Raw genomic sequence first — 14,110 nt, forward strand, 5'->3', positions numbered from 1 at the left:
TGATGAGAATCCTGCTCTCCGCCTACTACTTTTCTCCCTACCAAGGCGGCGAGTCAGCCGTGGGGTGGCGTGTCGCCACGGAGCTCGCGAAGATCCACGATGTCACCGTGATCTGCGGTGACCTTTCCTCCGGCGCGCCGATCCGGAAGGAGCTGGAGCGTTACGAGAAGGAGCAGGGCTTGCCGCCGCGGCTGAAGTATCACCACATCCAGGCCACCGGGCGGATGCTCAAGATCCACGATGCCCACGCGCTCCCGGGCCTGTGGTTCCTTTTTTACGAGGCTTATCGTAGGTGGCAGTTGGAAGCGGCCGCAGCCGCGCGAGAGCTGCATGCGGCCAGGCCCTTCGACCTGATCCATCACGTGAACGTGATCGGCTTTCGCGAGCCGGGCTACCTGTGGCAACTGGGCATTCCTTTCTTCTGGGGCCCGGTATCAGGTGCACCCATGGTGCCGGAGGCCTTCATCACGGACTTCGGTCCCAAGGAAAAATTCCGCTGGGGAACCCGCAATCTTCTCAACCGCCTGCAGATCCGCATGGCGCGCCGCTCCGCCGCCGCCGCTCGCGCGGCCGTGAAGGTCTGGGCGGTCTCGAAGGAGGACCGCGCGGTCTTCGCCGGCTGGGGCGTCGATGCAGAGCCGATGCTGGAGACCGGCTGCGCCGTCGATCCGGGCCGCCAGCCCCGCTCCCGCGCTGCCGGCGAGCCGCTGCGCATTTGCTGGAGCGGGCTCTTCCAAGGGATCAAGGCGCTGCCGCTCTTGCTCCGCGCCATCGCGACCTCTCCGCACAAGGCGGCCATGCAGCTCGAAGTGCTCGGTAACGGGCCCGAGGCGGAACGCTGGAAGTCGCTCGCCAATTCCCTGGGTGTCGCAAGCCAAGTCCTTTTCCATGGTATGCTGCCTCGCGACAAGGCGCTCGAGGTCATGCAGCGTTCCCACTTGCTGGTCCACAGCTCGGTGAAGGAAGGTACGCCGCATGTCGTGCTTGAAGCTCTTTCCTTCGGCCTGCCGGTCATCTGCCACGATGCCTGCGGCATGGGCACCGCCGTCACCGAGGCCTGCGGCATCAAGGTCCCGCTGGTGAATCCAGAGACCAGCATCGCGGGCTTCCGCGCCGCCCTCGACCGCTTCCACGCCGAGCCCGGCCTGCTCGAGCAACTCTCCCGCGGCGCCCTCGCTCGCGCGAATGAGCTCAGTTGGGAATCCAAGATCCAGCGGATCTCCGATACCTACCAGCAGGTCTTGGCCAACGCCACCCAACCGGCATGAGCACTCAGCCCCGCGTGCTGATCTCGGCCATGCTCAAGTGGTATCTCCACCACACTGCTAGGGCCTTCGAGCAACGCGAGGCCCTCAGCGGCTATTGGGTTAGCAACGCCAATATCACCGGCGTCAAAAACTACCGCCGCATCTGGCCCTACCACCTGCTCAAGAAGCCCTTCTACCATCTTCCCTTCGTTCAATTGGAAGAGTGGAGCCGCTGGCTCTTCCTCCCTGCCTACGACGCCTGGCTTCTGCGCCAAACCCTCCCTGCTGACACCAATGTCGTGATGGCCCCCATGGGCTCCGCTGAACTTCTCTTCCAACTTGCCGACCGCCAGCAGAAGCCCGTCCTCAAGGTCTTCGATGCGCCTAACAGCCACCCACGCCTCTACGCCAGACTCTGGCGCCAGGAGTGCGACGAGTTCAGCCCCGGTTATCAGATTCCCTTTCCGGATTCCGCTATCAACCGCATCTCGCGTGAGATCGAACAGGCGGACCTCATTCTCTGCCCCAGTGTCTTCGTGAAGGACTCGATGGTCGCGGAGGGCGTTCCGGAGTCCAAATGCCACGTCCGCCACTTCGGCGTGGATACCTCCATCTTCAAGCCGCGCCCCGCCGTCCCGCAGAAGCCGGTCTTCATCTCGGTCGGCAGCATCTGCCTGCGCAAGGGCCACCAGTATCTCTTCCGCGCCTTCGCCGAACTCCGCAAAACTTACCCGGAAGCGCGTCTCATCTGCATCGGTGGCCTGCGGCCGGACTTTGAGAAGGAATGGCCCGCGTGGCAGGGGATCGTGGAGTATCACTCTCTCCTTCCCCAGCAGCGCATCCCTGAATTGCTTCAGGAAGCCACTGCCTTCGTCCTCGCCTCGGTGGAGGAAGGCTTCGCCCGTGTCCTCTCCGAGGCCATGGCCGCCGGCCTGCCCATCATTGCCACCCACGAAAGCGGCGCTACGACGGTCGTCGAAGACGGCAAGCAAGGCCTCATCGTCCCCGCGCGCAGCATCACCGCCCTGCACAAGGCTATGGCCCGCCTCACCTCCGATCCGGCCTTGAACCAGCGCATGGGTGCTGCCGCCCTTGAGGCCGGCGCGATCGGCAACACCTGGCAAGACTACGGCGACAACTTGCTCCAGCGCATCTCCCAGGCTCTCGCCGCAAAGCTCTCTGCATGATCCGCGCCCTCATGCTCGGCCGCACCGGCAACAACCTGTTCCAATACGCCATGGGACGGGTCCTCGCCGAACGCCATGGCGTGCCGCTGGTGCTGAACGCGAGTTGGTTCAACTTTGCGGGCTGGTCCCGCGTCTCCTGCCTGCGGCGTCTGCCGCTCAAGGCCGAGGTGACCCGGCCCTTCACCCTGACCGCGCGCGCGCTGCTCAAGCTTACCGGCAAGCACTACTGGGAGTACAGCCGCCTGCCGGTGATCCGCGAGACGGTGGAGGACCAAAGCTTTGATCCCCGCTACCTGGAGGCTCCTGCCGACTGCTTGCTCTTCGGCTACTTCCAGTCACCGCTCTACTTCCGCGGTATCGAGCCGCTCCTGCGCGAGGAACTCCGCATGGATGGCCTGTCATGGGAAGCGGACACGCTCCGCATCCGCGACCGCATCCGCTTCAATAACACCGTCGCGGTCCACATCCGCCGCACCGACTACGTCGGCAATGCTCCTTTCGAAGTTTGCGATCTGGCCTACTATCGCGCTGCCATGAGTCGCCTCCGCGAGCGCATGGAAGGAGCCCGCTTCTTCCTCTTCTCCGACGATCCCGCCTGGTGTGCGCAGCACCTCGCGGCAGATGACGTCGAAGTCTGCGCTCTCCCTCACGGCGTGCAGGACCCTTTGCACGACCTCCACCTCATGAGCGAGGCCAGCCATCACATCATCGCGAACAGCAGCTATTCGTGGTGGGCCGCATGGCTCGGTAAAAAAACGGGCCAGCAGGTGCTCATGCCCTCGGTATGGTATCGCACCGGCATGAAGGCACCCGCGGAGGAAAAACGCTGCGATGGATGGGAGTTTGTCGATGTGGGCTAAAGCGAGAATCGTGATGGGCCGCCGCTGGCCGCAGCGCACCGTCGAGAAGCTCGCCTTCCCGGCGCTCCGGCGCTGGCGTGGCTGGCGCGGCGAAGGCCCCGAGCAAGGCGGCGTGCCCTTCGGAATCTTCCAAGAGAAGCAGGAGATCCGAGCAGGCCTCGTCAATGGCCGCATCATTGCCGATGGCCAATCCATCCCGCCCCTGCCGGAGCGTTCCGAGCTCATCGCCTGTGGTCTCCGTCAAGCGGGCTACGATTGGTGGCCAGTGCTCTGGACCCGCCGCGCCTCCGCCCGTCTGTTAGGTTCATCCCTCGTCCACACCGATCTCTATGGCCATGCCTGCTACGAGGCCATGTACGGTCCCCAGGCCACCGGCGATCCCGTCTGGCGCATCATCGGTAGCCATCCAGAGACCGAGTTGGCAGGAAGCTGGACCTCCCTCGTCTCCCGCTGGACCCGCGGCAGGAACTACTACCACTGGCTCACCGACGGCCTCACGCGCCTCCTTCACCTGCCATCCTTCCCGGAGGATACGAAGATCCTCGTGCCACCCGGTCTCCCGCCCTTCGCCCTGGACAGCTTGAAGATGTTAGGTCTCGCCGACCGCGTCCGCGAAGCCACCGAGGAACACCTGCTGATCGAGAACTACCACTTCGCAGGACCCTCTGCTCTAACAGGCTGCGTGAATCCCATGGGCGTCGCTTGGCTGCGCAAGAGCTTCGGCCTGCCGCCCAAGCCCGCCGGTGGCCACCGCAAGATCTTCATCTCACGCCAGGGCACCACCCGCTCGGTCTCGAACCTCCGCGAAGTCGAGCACGCCCTCGCTGCCGATGACTGGGAGATCATCGATCCCGGCCGCCTTTCCTTCGGCGAGCAGCTTGAGACTTTCAAGCAGGCCCGCATCATCGCCGGCATCCACGGAGCGGGCATGACCAATGTCCTCTGGGCACCGCCCGGCACCCGCGTGGTGGAATTCATGCCGCGGAGCTTCCGCAATGCCTGCTACGAAGGCATCTCGCTTGTGCTGGGCCACTCCCACCAAGTGCTGATCTGCCAGTCGGACAGCCGCGGAAACATGCAGGTCTCCGCCGACCAGCTTCGTCAGGTATTAGCCGCCGGCGATTGAAGTTCGGCCTCGGGCGGCACCACTTTCTTCCGGCGCCACCTCACCAGCAGTTGCCAGATCGCCAGCCCCAGCATTACCGAGGCGGTATCGAGCACCAGGTCCAGGACATCGTCCCAGCCAAAGCCGAAACCGAAGGCCCACTGGCAGAATTCCGATATCGCGCCTAGCGCTAGCGCCGGCCACATCGCACGCCGCGAGCCCATCAGCAGCCCTAGCAGCGCGGCCAGCATCGCAAAGCCCCCGAGGTGCGCGAATTTCTTCAACTCCGGCAGTCGCGATAGCAGCCAGCGCATCGGCCCGCCGCCGATCGCTTCCGGCGCTCCTTCTGCTGCGGATGGCACGGGTTGGGCAGCTGGCGCCGCAACCGGTGCTGCTTGAGGTGGTGCCACCACCACGACTGGTGCAGGAGCCGGCGCGGTGCTTGTGACCTCGGGCGTTGTTGCCGGGTGCTCGGCGATCACCGGGGGCGGAGCTGGTGCTGGCACAGGAGTCACAGGGGCCGGAGGTGGTGGCGGTGGCGGGGGAAGCACCGGAATCGGAAACGGTTTACCCATCGGGTGCCACGGGATCCACGGCCCCGGCAGACTCGAGTACCAGCCGAAGACCACCCACAACCCGGCCGCAGCCACGACCTTCACCAGCGTCGTGCCTTCGCTCGCGACCCAGCGGCGGATTCCCCATGCCGCCCAGCCCAGCCACGCGGCCACCAGCAGGATCAGCGCCGGAAACATCGCGGTCCGCCACCGCAGCGGCTGGACGCTGAAGGAGTAAATGGTGCACTCGCCCGACCGACCGGTGTTGGAGATCACGATCTTCGGCAGCGTCCCGTGCCGCGCCAGCGGCACCACGATGTCGCGATGCAAACGGGAGGTGTCCCCATACGCCGCCCACAGCAGCAGGTAGTCCGGCGCCAGCTTTCCATCCGCGTCGATCCACAGCAGCGTGGCCCGCGCATCGTCCCAGTCGTACTTTCCGTGCGCCAAGCCTTGGCAAGAGGTCTCGATCTGCACGTGCGCGAACTTCGCATCCGGCTGCTTCTTCCAGCGGAATTCCAGCCGCGGGAAATTCGGGTCAGACTTCAGCCGCAGCGGCTCCTTCCCATCCCCGCCCTCGGGCTTGCCCAGCGGCACCCGCATCACATCGTCCGGCGTGTGCCCCAGCGTCAGGGCCGCTTCCCCTGGCACCGCTTCGTAGCGGTATTGCCACAGCGCCCAGGTCAGCCCTGAGAGGAGTAGAAACGCGAGCAGATATCCGCAGACGGTGGCGGCGCGGCGAGGCACGCCGGAGGGAAGGGGAATTTCCTCCCCCGGGGAAGGCCAAAAGCCCCTTTGGGTCATCCGCACGCACGCACTCAGCATTCGCCAAGCACCCCTTCTCCCCGCTATCCCTTCTCCCGCCCGATGGACTTTACCGTCATCACCGCGAATCTTAACCACGGCCATTTCCTGGCCGAGTGCCTCGCCAGCGTCGCGGAGCAAGCGGGCGTCACCCTCGAGCACCTCGTCATCGATGGCGGCTCCACCGATGACAGCGCCGCCATCGCCGCCCGCTTCCCGCATGTCACTTGGTCCCAAGGACCTGACAAGGGCATGTCCGATGCCATCAACAAGGGCTTCGACCGCGCCCAAGGCGATTGGGTCATCTGGCTGAATGCCGACGACCGCCTCAAGCCCGGCATCCTCCAGCAGGTCAAGCAAGCCGCCGCGAATACCACCGCCGATATTCTCTACGGCGACTACGACTTCATCGATGAAAGCGGCCGCCTGATCCGCAGCATCCACATGCCGGACTGGTCGCCCTTCGTCCACGTCCACCACTGCTGCTACATCGGCTCCACCGCCTGCTTCCTGAAGCGCGCCACCGTCATCGCCCCCGGCCATCGCCTCCGCGAGGACTTCCACTACGTCATGGATGGCGAGCTCTACGCCCGTCTCCATGCCAGCGGTCTGAACTTCGACCGCATGCGCCTGAATGTCGCCGACTTCCGCATCCACGGCGGCAATGCCTCCCTCCGTCACCTTGGCAAGCCCCGCGACCTCGAGACCATCCTCAAGGCCGAGCGCCAGCACGTCGAATCCCGCGCCATCCGCCGCGCCTACGGCCTCACGCTCTTCAGCGACCCCTACCTCAACGGCCTCGCCGACGGAGTCCTCTGGTTAGCCGCCAAAGGCTGGAAGGGCGTGATGAAGCTCAGGTAGACGGACTGTTCCTGACAGCGCGCCTTGCGGACGGCTCACTGGGTGCGCTGTTCTCCAGCGGGCTTCGACGGTCGAGTGCTATTCCACCGGCCGGTTCAACTCCGTCCGCCAATCCGCCGGGTCATCGCTGCTCTCCGGACCCACGAGGTAGCGCTCCCAGAATCCGGGGGCCTTCTTGAGTCCGCTCTTCTCAATCCACTCCATGAACTCTCCCCAGCCCTCGCCCAGATTCTCGTAGGGGCCGTGGTAGATCGTGCGCACCACCTTGGCGGCTTTCAACTCGCTGGCCTTCACCCGTCCAACCGGCTTCACCGGCGCGCTCACTGGCACCGCGACCTCGAAGTCGAAGATGTCCAACTCCCCGCGGAAGTGATAGCTCAACAATGGCCCCACCGGACCGATGCCCTGCGAACCCACCGCCGCCATCACCTCCATGATTGCCGGCCCCATCACCTCTTGGATCTGGCTGCGGGGAATCGTCAGGTGGATTGCGGCAGTCAGTTGTGCCTCGGATTGCGTGATTTGCGGTGTCTCGATCATGGTAGTTTGGGGTTGGTTTCAGGCACTCGACGAACAGCTCTCGAAATTATGGACAGGTTTCTGCCTGGTACGCCCGGTGACGATAATATTTCGGCCGCGAGTCCAGCCGCAGGTGCAGCCAGGATACTCCCAGCCCGGCCGTGCTGAGCCAGACCGGCGCATCTGAAATCCGCGCCTTCATCGCCTCTCCCACCCCCTGCCAAAAGGTATCCACCTGCGTTTCCGGTGCCTCTCGCAAGAAGCAGGCGAGGTGCGTGTAGCAACTCGCCTCTGCCAGTGGTCCGGGCACCACGAGAACCGCATCGCCGCGGAGGTTCGGGAAAACCACCACCGCTTCGCCGCGGAAGTGTTCCGCGAAGGCCCCGACATCCGGCTTCACCCGCAGCAGCGGCGGCGCATCCACGAACACAAACTCAAAGGGCCGTTCCAGGCAGTCACGATTCACTGGCGGTGTTTCCCAAAAGAATGCCTCAAAAGGTGCCGCCCGCAGGAGGCCAGCAAACTCCTGCCGGAAACCGGAATTACCCTGCCACAAGCCAATCACCTCTCCATAGCTCAAGGGCCCGGTTCCATTCCTCACCGTTCCCTGCACCGTGCGCCCATCAAGCTGCTTGCTGCTGAATTCCCACATGAGTTCGGCTTGGCCGCATCGTCCCGCAGTTTACGAACTCGTGACCGCTTTCCACGAACGCGATTCTTTCTGCCGCTGGAACAGGACCTCCGCGTCCCTGACCTTGGACTCGCCGGAGAGCCGGTACCGGAAGTGATAGTAAACATCGTCGGCATCACCCTCCCCGGGATCCACCTCCAGGATGGTGGCAGTGGGATGGAGCTTCAGGAATTCGGCTTTGAGCTCCTTCTGCCTCGGTTCCTTCCACGCCGCGGCGAAAACGGCGATGACGACGCAGGCCAAGAGTAACATGCGGACCTTCATGGCGACGCGTTTGCTCTAGCCCCGATCCGCCGTCATTGCAATTGTCCGCTGGGCTGGGCTGAATTCCTCAACCGCCGCTCGCTGCTTGTCTGTGACTTCCTCGCCCCGCATCGCCGCCGTCTTCGCGTGCTTCAACCGCCGCGCCGCCGCGCTCGAGTGCCTCCGCCGCCTCCGCGCCCAGACCCGCCAACCGGATCTGGTCGTCGTCGGCGACAATGCCTCCACGGACGGCACCGCGGGGGCTCTGCAGGCAGAGGGCTGGGACCGCCTCATCATCCTCAATACCGGCGATAACCTTGGCAACGCCGGCGGCGTCCAGGTCGCCATGGACCACGCCTTCATCGTCGGGAAAGTGGATGCGGTTTGGGTCCTCGATGACGACTCATGGCCCCGCGCCGGAGCTTTGGAAGCCCTCCTCGCCAGCGGCTTCGATTCCCAGCTCGTTCGCCACAGCCTCCAGATCGACCCCACCGGCGGCCACTACTCCTGGCCCCTTCCCATCCGCGCCGGACACGGCGACTGGCAGACCATCCGCCACCCGGACGAATGGCCGCAGGATGCCGACCGCGCCGAAAGCCGCGCCTCTTGGACCGGCGCAATGGTCCCCCGCGCCGCATGGGAAAAGGCCGGCCCCGTCCTCGGTGAACTCTTCATCCGCGGGGAGGATGAGGAATATCCCCGCCGCCTCGCAGCTGCCGGCTTCCACTTTGAGGCCGTCCGCGACTCCGTGCTCGACCACCCCTCGGCCAAGAACCTCCGCCGCTGGCGCATCGGTCACAAGGACTTCTGGTTCGAGACCGGCCTGGAGGACTGGAAGTTCTACTACGAGGTCCGCAACACCGCCTGGCTCATGTTCCGCCAAGGCTCTGTCCTCCAAGGCTGGGCCATCGCCCTCCTCCACCTCGCCGCCACCCTTCTCCACGAAGGCTACTCGCCCTCCCGTTGGCACACTTGGCGCATGGCCTTGGCGGACGCCCGGACCGGCAAGTTGGGCCGCCGCGACTTCCCGAAGTAGTCCGCTCACGCCGTGTGCGGACAAAGGATTTTCGGCTGCCCGCCCCTCGGACGGTCCTCCTCCGGGTGCACGGAGGCACTTCCCCCCGCATGCACTCTTCCCGGCCCTTCACCTTGCCTCCGCCCGCCAGATCCGGTTTCATTTAGGCCTCAATCCAGAAAGGAAGGAGCCCCATGCCTCTCAATAGCGAAGTAGCTTTCACCGTCAGGTGGGTCCAACTGCTGGACGCAGCCTTGGTCTGGCTCGCCTTTTGGATCTCATCCCTGTTCCGAGTCCCCCTTAGGGAACTCCTCACGACGGTGGAATCTACCCATGGAGACCTGACCCTCTGGCAGATGAGCTGGGTCCTCTATATTGTCGTGCCTTTCACCCCGCTGGTCCTTGAGTTCTTTCACTTCTACCGCCGCCCGCGCCCCCCGTCCGCAGCCTTGGCATTCGCACAGCTCTTCAAGGCCGCCATCTGCATGACCTTGCTGGTCGGCGCGGTGGTTGTCTGGGCCCAGCTCGGCGGGGTCAGCCGCCTCATCCTGATGACCGGAGCCATCTTGACCTTGGCTGTCTTGTTCCTCCGTGAGCGCGTCTTTTTTGCCTTCTTCGACCGCGAGAGCTCCGATTCCACCGGCAGATCGGTTCCCTAAGTCTCATGGAACCTGTCTGAAGCACGGGAACGCCCCATCTTATCCTGCCGTGCTCCATCCTTTGGTCCCTTATCGGGGAGGGGATGCCTCCGCGGCTCCTTCGGCAATTTTCCCCTCATGCAGCGGGTGGATCGCGTCCCATCTCGCGAACTCTGACAGATCGGTCCCTTTTAGATAAGTCGACTCGTCCATGGAGATCTCGATGCCCCGGGAGTCCAGAAGCCTCTTGCTCAAGAGCAACTGCCCCGAGCCGGATTTCACCACGCCGACTTCCATGAGAGTCCGTCCCCCTTCGCGCAGTTGCTTCTTCAGGAGCGCCTTCATCCCGTTCGTTCGCTCGGATCCGAGGGTCTGGCCCAAATTTCGGGAAAAGTCCTCGAAGATCTGCTTTGCCAGATCGCTGCAATCCGCGAGCTTGATATAGCGCTCTCCAACAGTGGAGACCAACTTCGCCCGCTTCAATTCAGCCGCTTTGAATTGCTCCAGAGCCTTCGCGATCTCCCGCCGTACCAACGGGCGTTCCTCTTTAGTGATCTGGAAGTAGCTGTAGATCCGGGGCGATACCTCGCCGGTGTCTTCCTCGAATACATTCACCGCCAGGAGCGGCACGAGCTCAGGGGGCAGCGCTTGGTGTTCCCGATCATACTTCACCTCGTCCTGCGGTGGGACGGCGTCCGGGAGGGCTTGGTTTCTCACCGTTCCGGCAGGCTCCGGGGGAGCTCCCTCGGGCCGACCGGCCTCACCTTGGTGGGACCGGAGAAACACGGCGAACCCAAGGACAAGCACGACGAGGACCGCCACTAAGGTCCGCCGCTTCCATGCTCCGGCTGAAGTTGCTGCCTCGGGCCTCATGCAAGCACCCTATCAGGGAGAAGCCTTTAGATAAAAGAACTCGCTGCGTTCCCCTTGGATCGGGTTCAGGGAGAATTTCTCGATTCGGCCATCTCCCTTCTCCCGTTCAACTTGAAAGGTCAGACCTCGCGTTTCCGGGGTGCTGTGGGCCAGGTCGGACAGCCCTTGTATCCCCGTCTGCTCGAGCGTGACCCGCATGCGGAGACCGAATTGGTCGTGAAGTTGCTCGCGAAGCAGGATCTCAAGACTCTCCAGCGGCAGATCCTTGGTTTCTTTCCGGAGCCCGGCGATGAAATCCCTCACGATCCCGGAGAGTTCCTCATCGGGAAGCGCTTCGATCGTTACCGTCTTGCCGATGGGAAAGACCAGCGAAGAAGCGGACTGCCCTCGTAGGGTATTCGCCCTGCCGAAGGCTGTCTGCAACCTTTCGGCAATGGCAGGGACCGCCGCATAGGGAACCCCGATTTGCTTGAGGACGGACTCTTCGGCTTTGCCTCCCGAACTCGCAATTCTAGGCAGGGTCTCCAGCGCCGAAGATCCCACGACTACTCCTTTCCCAACGCTTTGCGGTGAGGACTCAGGTGAGTGTTTCATGGCCTTGGATTGATCTATTTTGTCATTGGAGCCGGTCTTTTTCCGATCTTGGTCCTGCTCTTTCGGAGAGCAACCCGCCCCCAGACAACAAAGAACCACGGCGGGAATATAGCCCACCTTGGAGAAGCGGAAAAATCCGGCCTCAATTATAACCATTCGAGCAAATAGTCGGCCGTAGTCGTGGTGGCATTGGAAATCGTGAGCTTCCGCCGCAGTTGCCCGCAATCGTGGCCCGCGACGTAGATTTGAAACGGGGTTTGGTCCTCGCCATTTGCAAATCTCCCCACAGGATCATTATACTGCCCCGACCGCATCCAAGCAATGCACAAGCTGTCTTCCTGTACCGCGGTTCCATAGTACATCGGTCCTAGCGGCTCGTTGAATTGGTTGTTGATCCGGACCTGAACAAGCCGGAGGAACACCATTGGAAGAGCTAGTGTCGCGGGAGGAGTTTGATGTTCGGGGAGGCCAGCCACGATTTGGCCTTCATACTGCGCATGGGCATAGTAGCCGGTACTGCCGAACATGCCCGGGTGGCTCGCGATTGGGTTTGTGCCTTTAACGATCTTGTCGGGCTTCACGACGTAGCACTTCGCCGAGCCTACAACATTGCCTTGGTGCACGGCTTCAATCAGGGATCCTTTCGGCCTGCGGCCGCCGTTGATCGGGGTGGACGGAGTAACCGCTTGGATACGGAGGAGAACCGTGCCGCTGCCGTCGTTGACGGTTTCAAAAATCGTGATGCAGCCGGGTTCGTCGCCTCTTACTCTGAACTCAACTTCGGCGTCTTTCGGATGCACCGTCGCAGTGATCGTACAGTAGTTGGGCGGGGCTGAATTCGCAGGGGTGGCAGTGTCATGCGGCAAGGTCATCGGGGCATTGTTGCCATATATCCAATCGTACTTCCCCGTAAACTCCTGCATCTCCTCACGATATCCATGCTGATCCAAGCCTAGGTCGAAGTCCTTCATCTCCACCGTGACATCACTGCTTTCGACCGTGGTGCCACGGGCTCTTTCAAGGGATGCCACATTCCAAGCGATCAAACTGACTGCAGTTGCTCCGCCGGTCCGCTTCAGGAACTGGCGGCGGGTCATGGAGTTGCTGGGGCCGTCGCTTCCAGTTGATTCCTGATTGATGCGCGGACGGAGCAGCTGGCTGCCTAGAGTAGGTGGCTTTCCTATCATCAGATTTATTAAGTCTTCTGCTAGAATCTCTGTGCCAGTCAAGAAATGTCCGGTTTCTATCCCGTGGCTGGAGGGGCCGTCCCTTCTGGCTCGATCCTGACGACCGGCGGGACCGTGTCTTTTTCGCCTTCTTCGGCCGCGGGAACCGCGATCCCAAGGGCGGATAGGGCCCATGAGCCTTAGGGAGCGCCCAGCTTCCCATCCGCAAAAGCACGCAGTCCCTCCCATGAAACCGTAGGGTCCAGCCCTGAGCTTGGGCTTGCTTTACCCTGACCCTTCCGGTTTCATCGCGGCCGTTCGGTAGGAATTTTTCATGGCTGTTGGTCGCAAAGAAGCGTTCTCGATCCAATTGCTCCAACTGCTCGACGCAGCCTTGGTTTGGTTCGCTTTCTGGGTGGGTTCGTTATTCCGCGTTCCGATCCGCGACTTCCTCACCACGGATGATAAATCCGTCGACATGAGCCTCTGGCAGATGAGCTGGGTGCTCTACATCGTGGTGCCCTTCACCCCGCTGGTCCTCGAATTCTTCCAATTCTACCGCCGGCCGCGGACCAAGACCCCTCTGCAGGCCTTCAGCCAGCTCTTCAAGGCCTTGCTCTTCATGGCCTTGGTCATCGGCATGATGGTCACCTTCGCCCAGATCGCTGGTGCCAGCCGCCTGATCCTCGCCCTTGGCGGAGTCCTGACCCTGGTGGTGCTCTTCATCCGCGACCGCCTCTTCCACTCCTACTTGCGTCGCCAAGAGCTCCTCGACTACGCCAAGGAGCGCATCATCATCGCCGGCTCCGATGAGGAGATTGATTCCTTCTTCGGCGAGGTGGATGAGGAGGACAGCAGTCTCTGGCAGATCGTCGCGCGTTTCGATCTTTCGGAGCGTCCGGTTGAGGAGCTCTACAGCCTGCTCAAGCAGAACTCCGTGGAGCGCGTGATCTTCACCGCCCGCGATACCGGGTTCGGCAAGGTCGCCGAAGGGGTGGAAGCCTGCGAGCTCCAAGGGGTGGAGGCATGGATTGTGGCCTCCTTCATCCGCACCCAGATTGCCCGCCCGACCTTCGATGTCGTCGGCAAGAAGCCGATGCTGGTGCTGCGCTCGACTCCCGAGCTCTCTTGGGAGCTGGCTTGCAAGGCGGTGATCGACCGCGTCGGTGCCTTCTGCCTCATCCTAGGCACTTCGCCACTGTGGATCTTCGCCATCATCGGCATCAAGATTGCCAGCCCGGGTGCCCCGGTCTTCTTCCGCCAGCGCCGCGCCGGCCGCTACGGCAAGCCCTTCCGGATGTGGAAGTTCCGCACCATGGTGCCGGATGCGGAAGCCCAGCTCGCCAAGGTCAAGGAGGAGCACGGCAACCACATGGAAGGCCCGGTCTTCAAGCTCGACCGCGACCCGCGCGTCTTCGCCTTCGGTGCCCTGCTGCGCAAGCTGAGCATCGATGAGCTGCCCCAGCTCCTCAATGTCCTGCGCGGCCACATGAGCCTGGTCGGCCCGCGTCCTCTGCCGATCTATGAGGTGGACGCCTTCGAGAAGTCCGAGCACCGCCGCCGTCTGAGCGTGAAGCCGGGGATCACCTGCGAGTGGCAGGCCGGCGGCCGCAACAAGATCACCAGCTTCGAGCAGTGGGTGGAAATGGACCTCCGCTACATCGACAACTGGTCCCTCTGGCTCGATATCAAGATCTTGCTCCGCACCATCCCCGCGGTTTTGCTGGGGCGCGGCGCGAACTGAGCCGGTTTT

The 14,110-nt window shown here is 63.0% G+C and carries 15 protein-coding genes; 8 read left to right on the top strand and 7 right to left on the bottom strand.

Going from position 1 to position 14,110, the window contains the following annotated elements; translation table 11 throughout:
- Positions 1-2 precede the first annotated feature (2 nt).
- The 4 genes from BV071_RS19825 to BV071_RS19840 are packed head-to-tail and all read left to right on the top strand — an operon-like array spanning position 3 to position 4,420.
- Positions 3-1,268, top strand: a complete 1,266-nt coding sequence (locus BV071_RS19825) for a glycosyltransferase (protein WP_035611029.1) — start codon at positions 3-5, stop codon at positions 1,266-1,268.
- On the top strand, positions 1,265-2,434 hold the full coding sequence (locus BV071_RS19830) for a glycosyltransferase family 4 protein (RefSeq protein WP_035611031.1): 1,170 nt from the start codon (positions 1,265-1,267) through the stop codon (positions 2,432-2,434). The genes BV071_RS19825 and BV071_RS19830 overlap by 4 nt, the downstream gene beginning before the upstream one ends.
- A complete protein-coding gene (locus BV071_RS19835) occupies positions 2,431-3,294 on the top strand; it encodes an alpha-1,2-fucosyltransferase (protein ID WP_035611033.1) in 864 nt (287 codons plus the stop codon). Before BV071_RS19830 ends, BV071_RS19835 begins: the two co-directional genes overlap by 4 nt.
- Before the next feature lie 13 nt (positions 3,295-3,307).
- Positions 3,308-4,420, top strand: a complete 1,113-nt coding sequence (locus BV071_RS19840; RefSeq protein ID WP_035611036.1) for a glycosyltransferase 61 family protein — start codon at positions 3,308-3,310, stop codon at positions 4,418-4,420.
- On the opposite strand, the gene BV071_RS35575 is transcribed toward BV071_RS19840, so the two are convergent.
- A complete protein-coding gene (locus BV071_RS35575) occupies positions 4,396-5,700 on the bottom strand; it encodes a hypothetical protein (RefSeq protein ID WP_265594655.1) in 1,305 nt (434 codons plus the stop codon). The two genes, BV071_RS19840 and BV071_RS35575, sit on opposite strands and share 25 nt — an antisense overlap.
- Positions 5,701-5,820: 120 nt before the next feature.
- Here BV071_RS35575 and BV071_RS33320 point away from each other — a divergent pair, with 120 nt between their 5' ends.
- Complete coding sequence (locus tag BV071_RS33320) at positions 5,821-6,618, top strand: glycosyltransferase family 2 protein (RefSeq protein WP_052573645.1); 798 nt, start codon at positions 5,821-5,823, stop codon at positions 6,616-6,618.
- A 78-nt stretch (positions 6,619-6,696) separates the two neighbouring features.
- On the opposite strand, the gene BV071_RS19855 is transcribed toward BV071_RS33320, so the two are convergent.
- From BV071_RS19855 to BV071_RS19865, 3 genes are read right to left on the bottom strand one after another with little or no spacing between them, the layout of a single operon-like run.
- Complete coding sequence (locus BV071_RS19855) at positions 6,697-7,158, bottom strand: GyrI-like domain-containing protein (protein ID WP_035611040.1); 462 nt, start codon at positions 7,156-7,158, stop codon at positions 6,697-6,699.
- A 46-nt stretch (positions 7,159-7,204) separates the two neighbouring features.
- Positions 7,205-7,789 (bottom strand): hypothetical protein, encoded by a 585-nt coding sequence (locus BV071_RS35580; RefSeq protein WP_035611042.1) that lies wholly within the window; start codon positions 7,787-7,789, stop codon positions 7,205-7,207.
- A 30-nt stretch (positions 7,790-7,819) separates the two neighbouring features.
- The gene (locus BV071_RS19865; protein ID WP_035611044.1) at positions 7,820-8,092 is read right to left on the bottom strand and encodes a hypothetical protein; all 273 of its coding nucleotides are present in this window, start codon (positions 8,090-8,092) and stop codon (positions 7,820-7,822) included.
- A 91-nt stretch (positions 8,093-8,183) separates the two neighbouring features.
- On the opposite strand from BV071_RS19865, the gene BV071_RS33325 reads away from it, so the two are divergent.
- Together BV071_RS33325 and BV071_RS19875 are read left to right on the top strand one after the other, a co-directional pair.
- Entirely contained in the window at positions 8,184-9,107 is a 924-nt protein-coding gene (locus tag BV071_RS33325) for a glycosyltransferase (protein ID WP_052573646.1), read from the top strand.
- A gap of 299 nt (positions 9,108-9,406) precedes the next feature.
- Positions 9,407-9,745 carry a hypothetical protein gene (locus BV071_RS19875; RefSeq protein ID WP_265594656.1) on the top strand — a complete coding sequence of 113 codons (339 nt, stop codon included), beginning with the start codon at positions 9,407-9,409 and terminating at the stop codon, positions 9,743-9,745.
- 69 nt (positions 9,746-9,814) lie between these two features.
- Here the strand turns inward: BV071_RS19875 and BV071_RS19880 are convergent, their stop codons facing one another.
- The 3 genes from BV071_RS19880 to BV071_RS19890 all read right to left on the bottom strand — a co-directional run bounded on the left by BV071_RS19880 (position 9,815) and on the right by BV071_RS19890 (position 12,288).
- Positions 9,815-10,441, bottom strand: coding sequence for a hypothetical protein (locus tag BV071_RS19880; RefSeq protein WP_265594657.1), 627 nt, complete (start codon positions 10,439-10,441; stop codon positions 9,815-9,817).
- 168 nt (positions 10,442-10,609) lie between these two features.
- Positions 10,610-11,308 (bottom strand): hypothetical protein, encoded by a 699-nt coding sequence (locus BV071_RS19885; protein WP_265594658.1) that lies wholly within the window; start codon positions 11,306-11,308, stop codon positions 10,610-10,612.
- Positions 11,309-11,337: 29 nt separating this feature from the next.
- Complete coding sequence (locus BV071_RS19890; RefSeq protein ID WP_035611052.1) at positions 11,338-12,288, bottom strand: hypothetical protein; 951 nt, start codon at positions 12,286-12,288, stop codon at positions 11,338-11,340.
- A gap of 403 nt (positions 12,289-12,691) precedes the next feature.
- Here BV071_RS19890 and BV071_RS19895 point away from each other — a divergent pair, with 403 nt between their 5' ends.
- Positions 12,692-14,101, top strand: coding sequence for a sugar transferase (locus tag BV071_RS19895; protein WP_035611054.1), 1,410 nt, complete (start codon positions 12,692-12,694; stop codon positions 14,099-14,101).
- Positions 14,102-14,110: the final 9 nt, after the last annotated feature.

The organism is Haloferula sp. BvORR071 (assembly GCF_000739615.1).
GTDB lineage: Bacteria > Verrucomicrobiota > Verrucomicrobiia > Verrucomicrobiales > Akkermansiaceae > Haloferula.

Bases quoted from the DNA above. Each gene is read 5' to 3' on its own strand.
- BV071_RS19825 (WP_035611029.1), top strand. From the start codon at position 3: ATGAGAATCCTGCTCTCCGCCTACTACTTTTCTCCCTACCAAGGCGGC.
- BV071_RS19830 (WP_035611031.1), top strand. From the start codon at position 1,265: ATGAGCACTCAGCCCCGCGTGCTGATCTCGGCCATGCTCAAGTGGTAT.
- BV071_RS19835 (WP_035611033.1), top strand. From the start codon at position 2,431: ATGATCCGCGCCCTCATGCTCGGCCGCACCGGCAACAACCTGTTCCAA.
- BV071_RS19840 (WP_035611036.1), top strand. From the start codon at position 3,308: ATGGGCCGCCGCTGGCCGCAGCGCACCGTCGAGAAGCTCGCCTTCCCG.
- BV071_RS33320 (WP_052573645.1), top strand. From the start codon at position 5,821: ATGGACTTTACCGTCATCACCGCGAATCTTAACCACGGCCATTTCCTG.
- BV071_RS19855 (WP_035611040.1), bottom strand. From the start codon at position 7,158: ATGATCGAGACACCGCAAATCACGCAATCCGAGGCACAACTGACTGCC.
- BV071_RS35580 (WP_035611042.1), bottom strand. From the start codon at position 7,789: ATGTGGGAATTCAGCAGCAAGCAGCTTGATGGGCGCACGGTGCAGGGA.
- BV071_RS19865 (WP_035611044.1), bottom strand. From the start codon at position 8,092: ATGAAGGTCCGCATGTTACTCTTGGCCTGCGTCGTCATCGCCGTTTTC.
- BV071_RS19890 (WP_035611052.1), bottom strand. From the start codon at position 12,288: ATGACCCGCCGCCAGTTCCTGAAGCGGACCGGCGGAGCAACTGCAGTC.
- BV071_RS19895 (WP_035611054.1), top strand. From the start codon at position 12,692: ATGGCTGTTGGTCGCAAAGAAGCGTTCTCGATCCAATTGCTCCAACTG.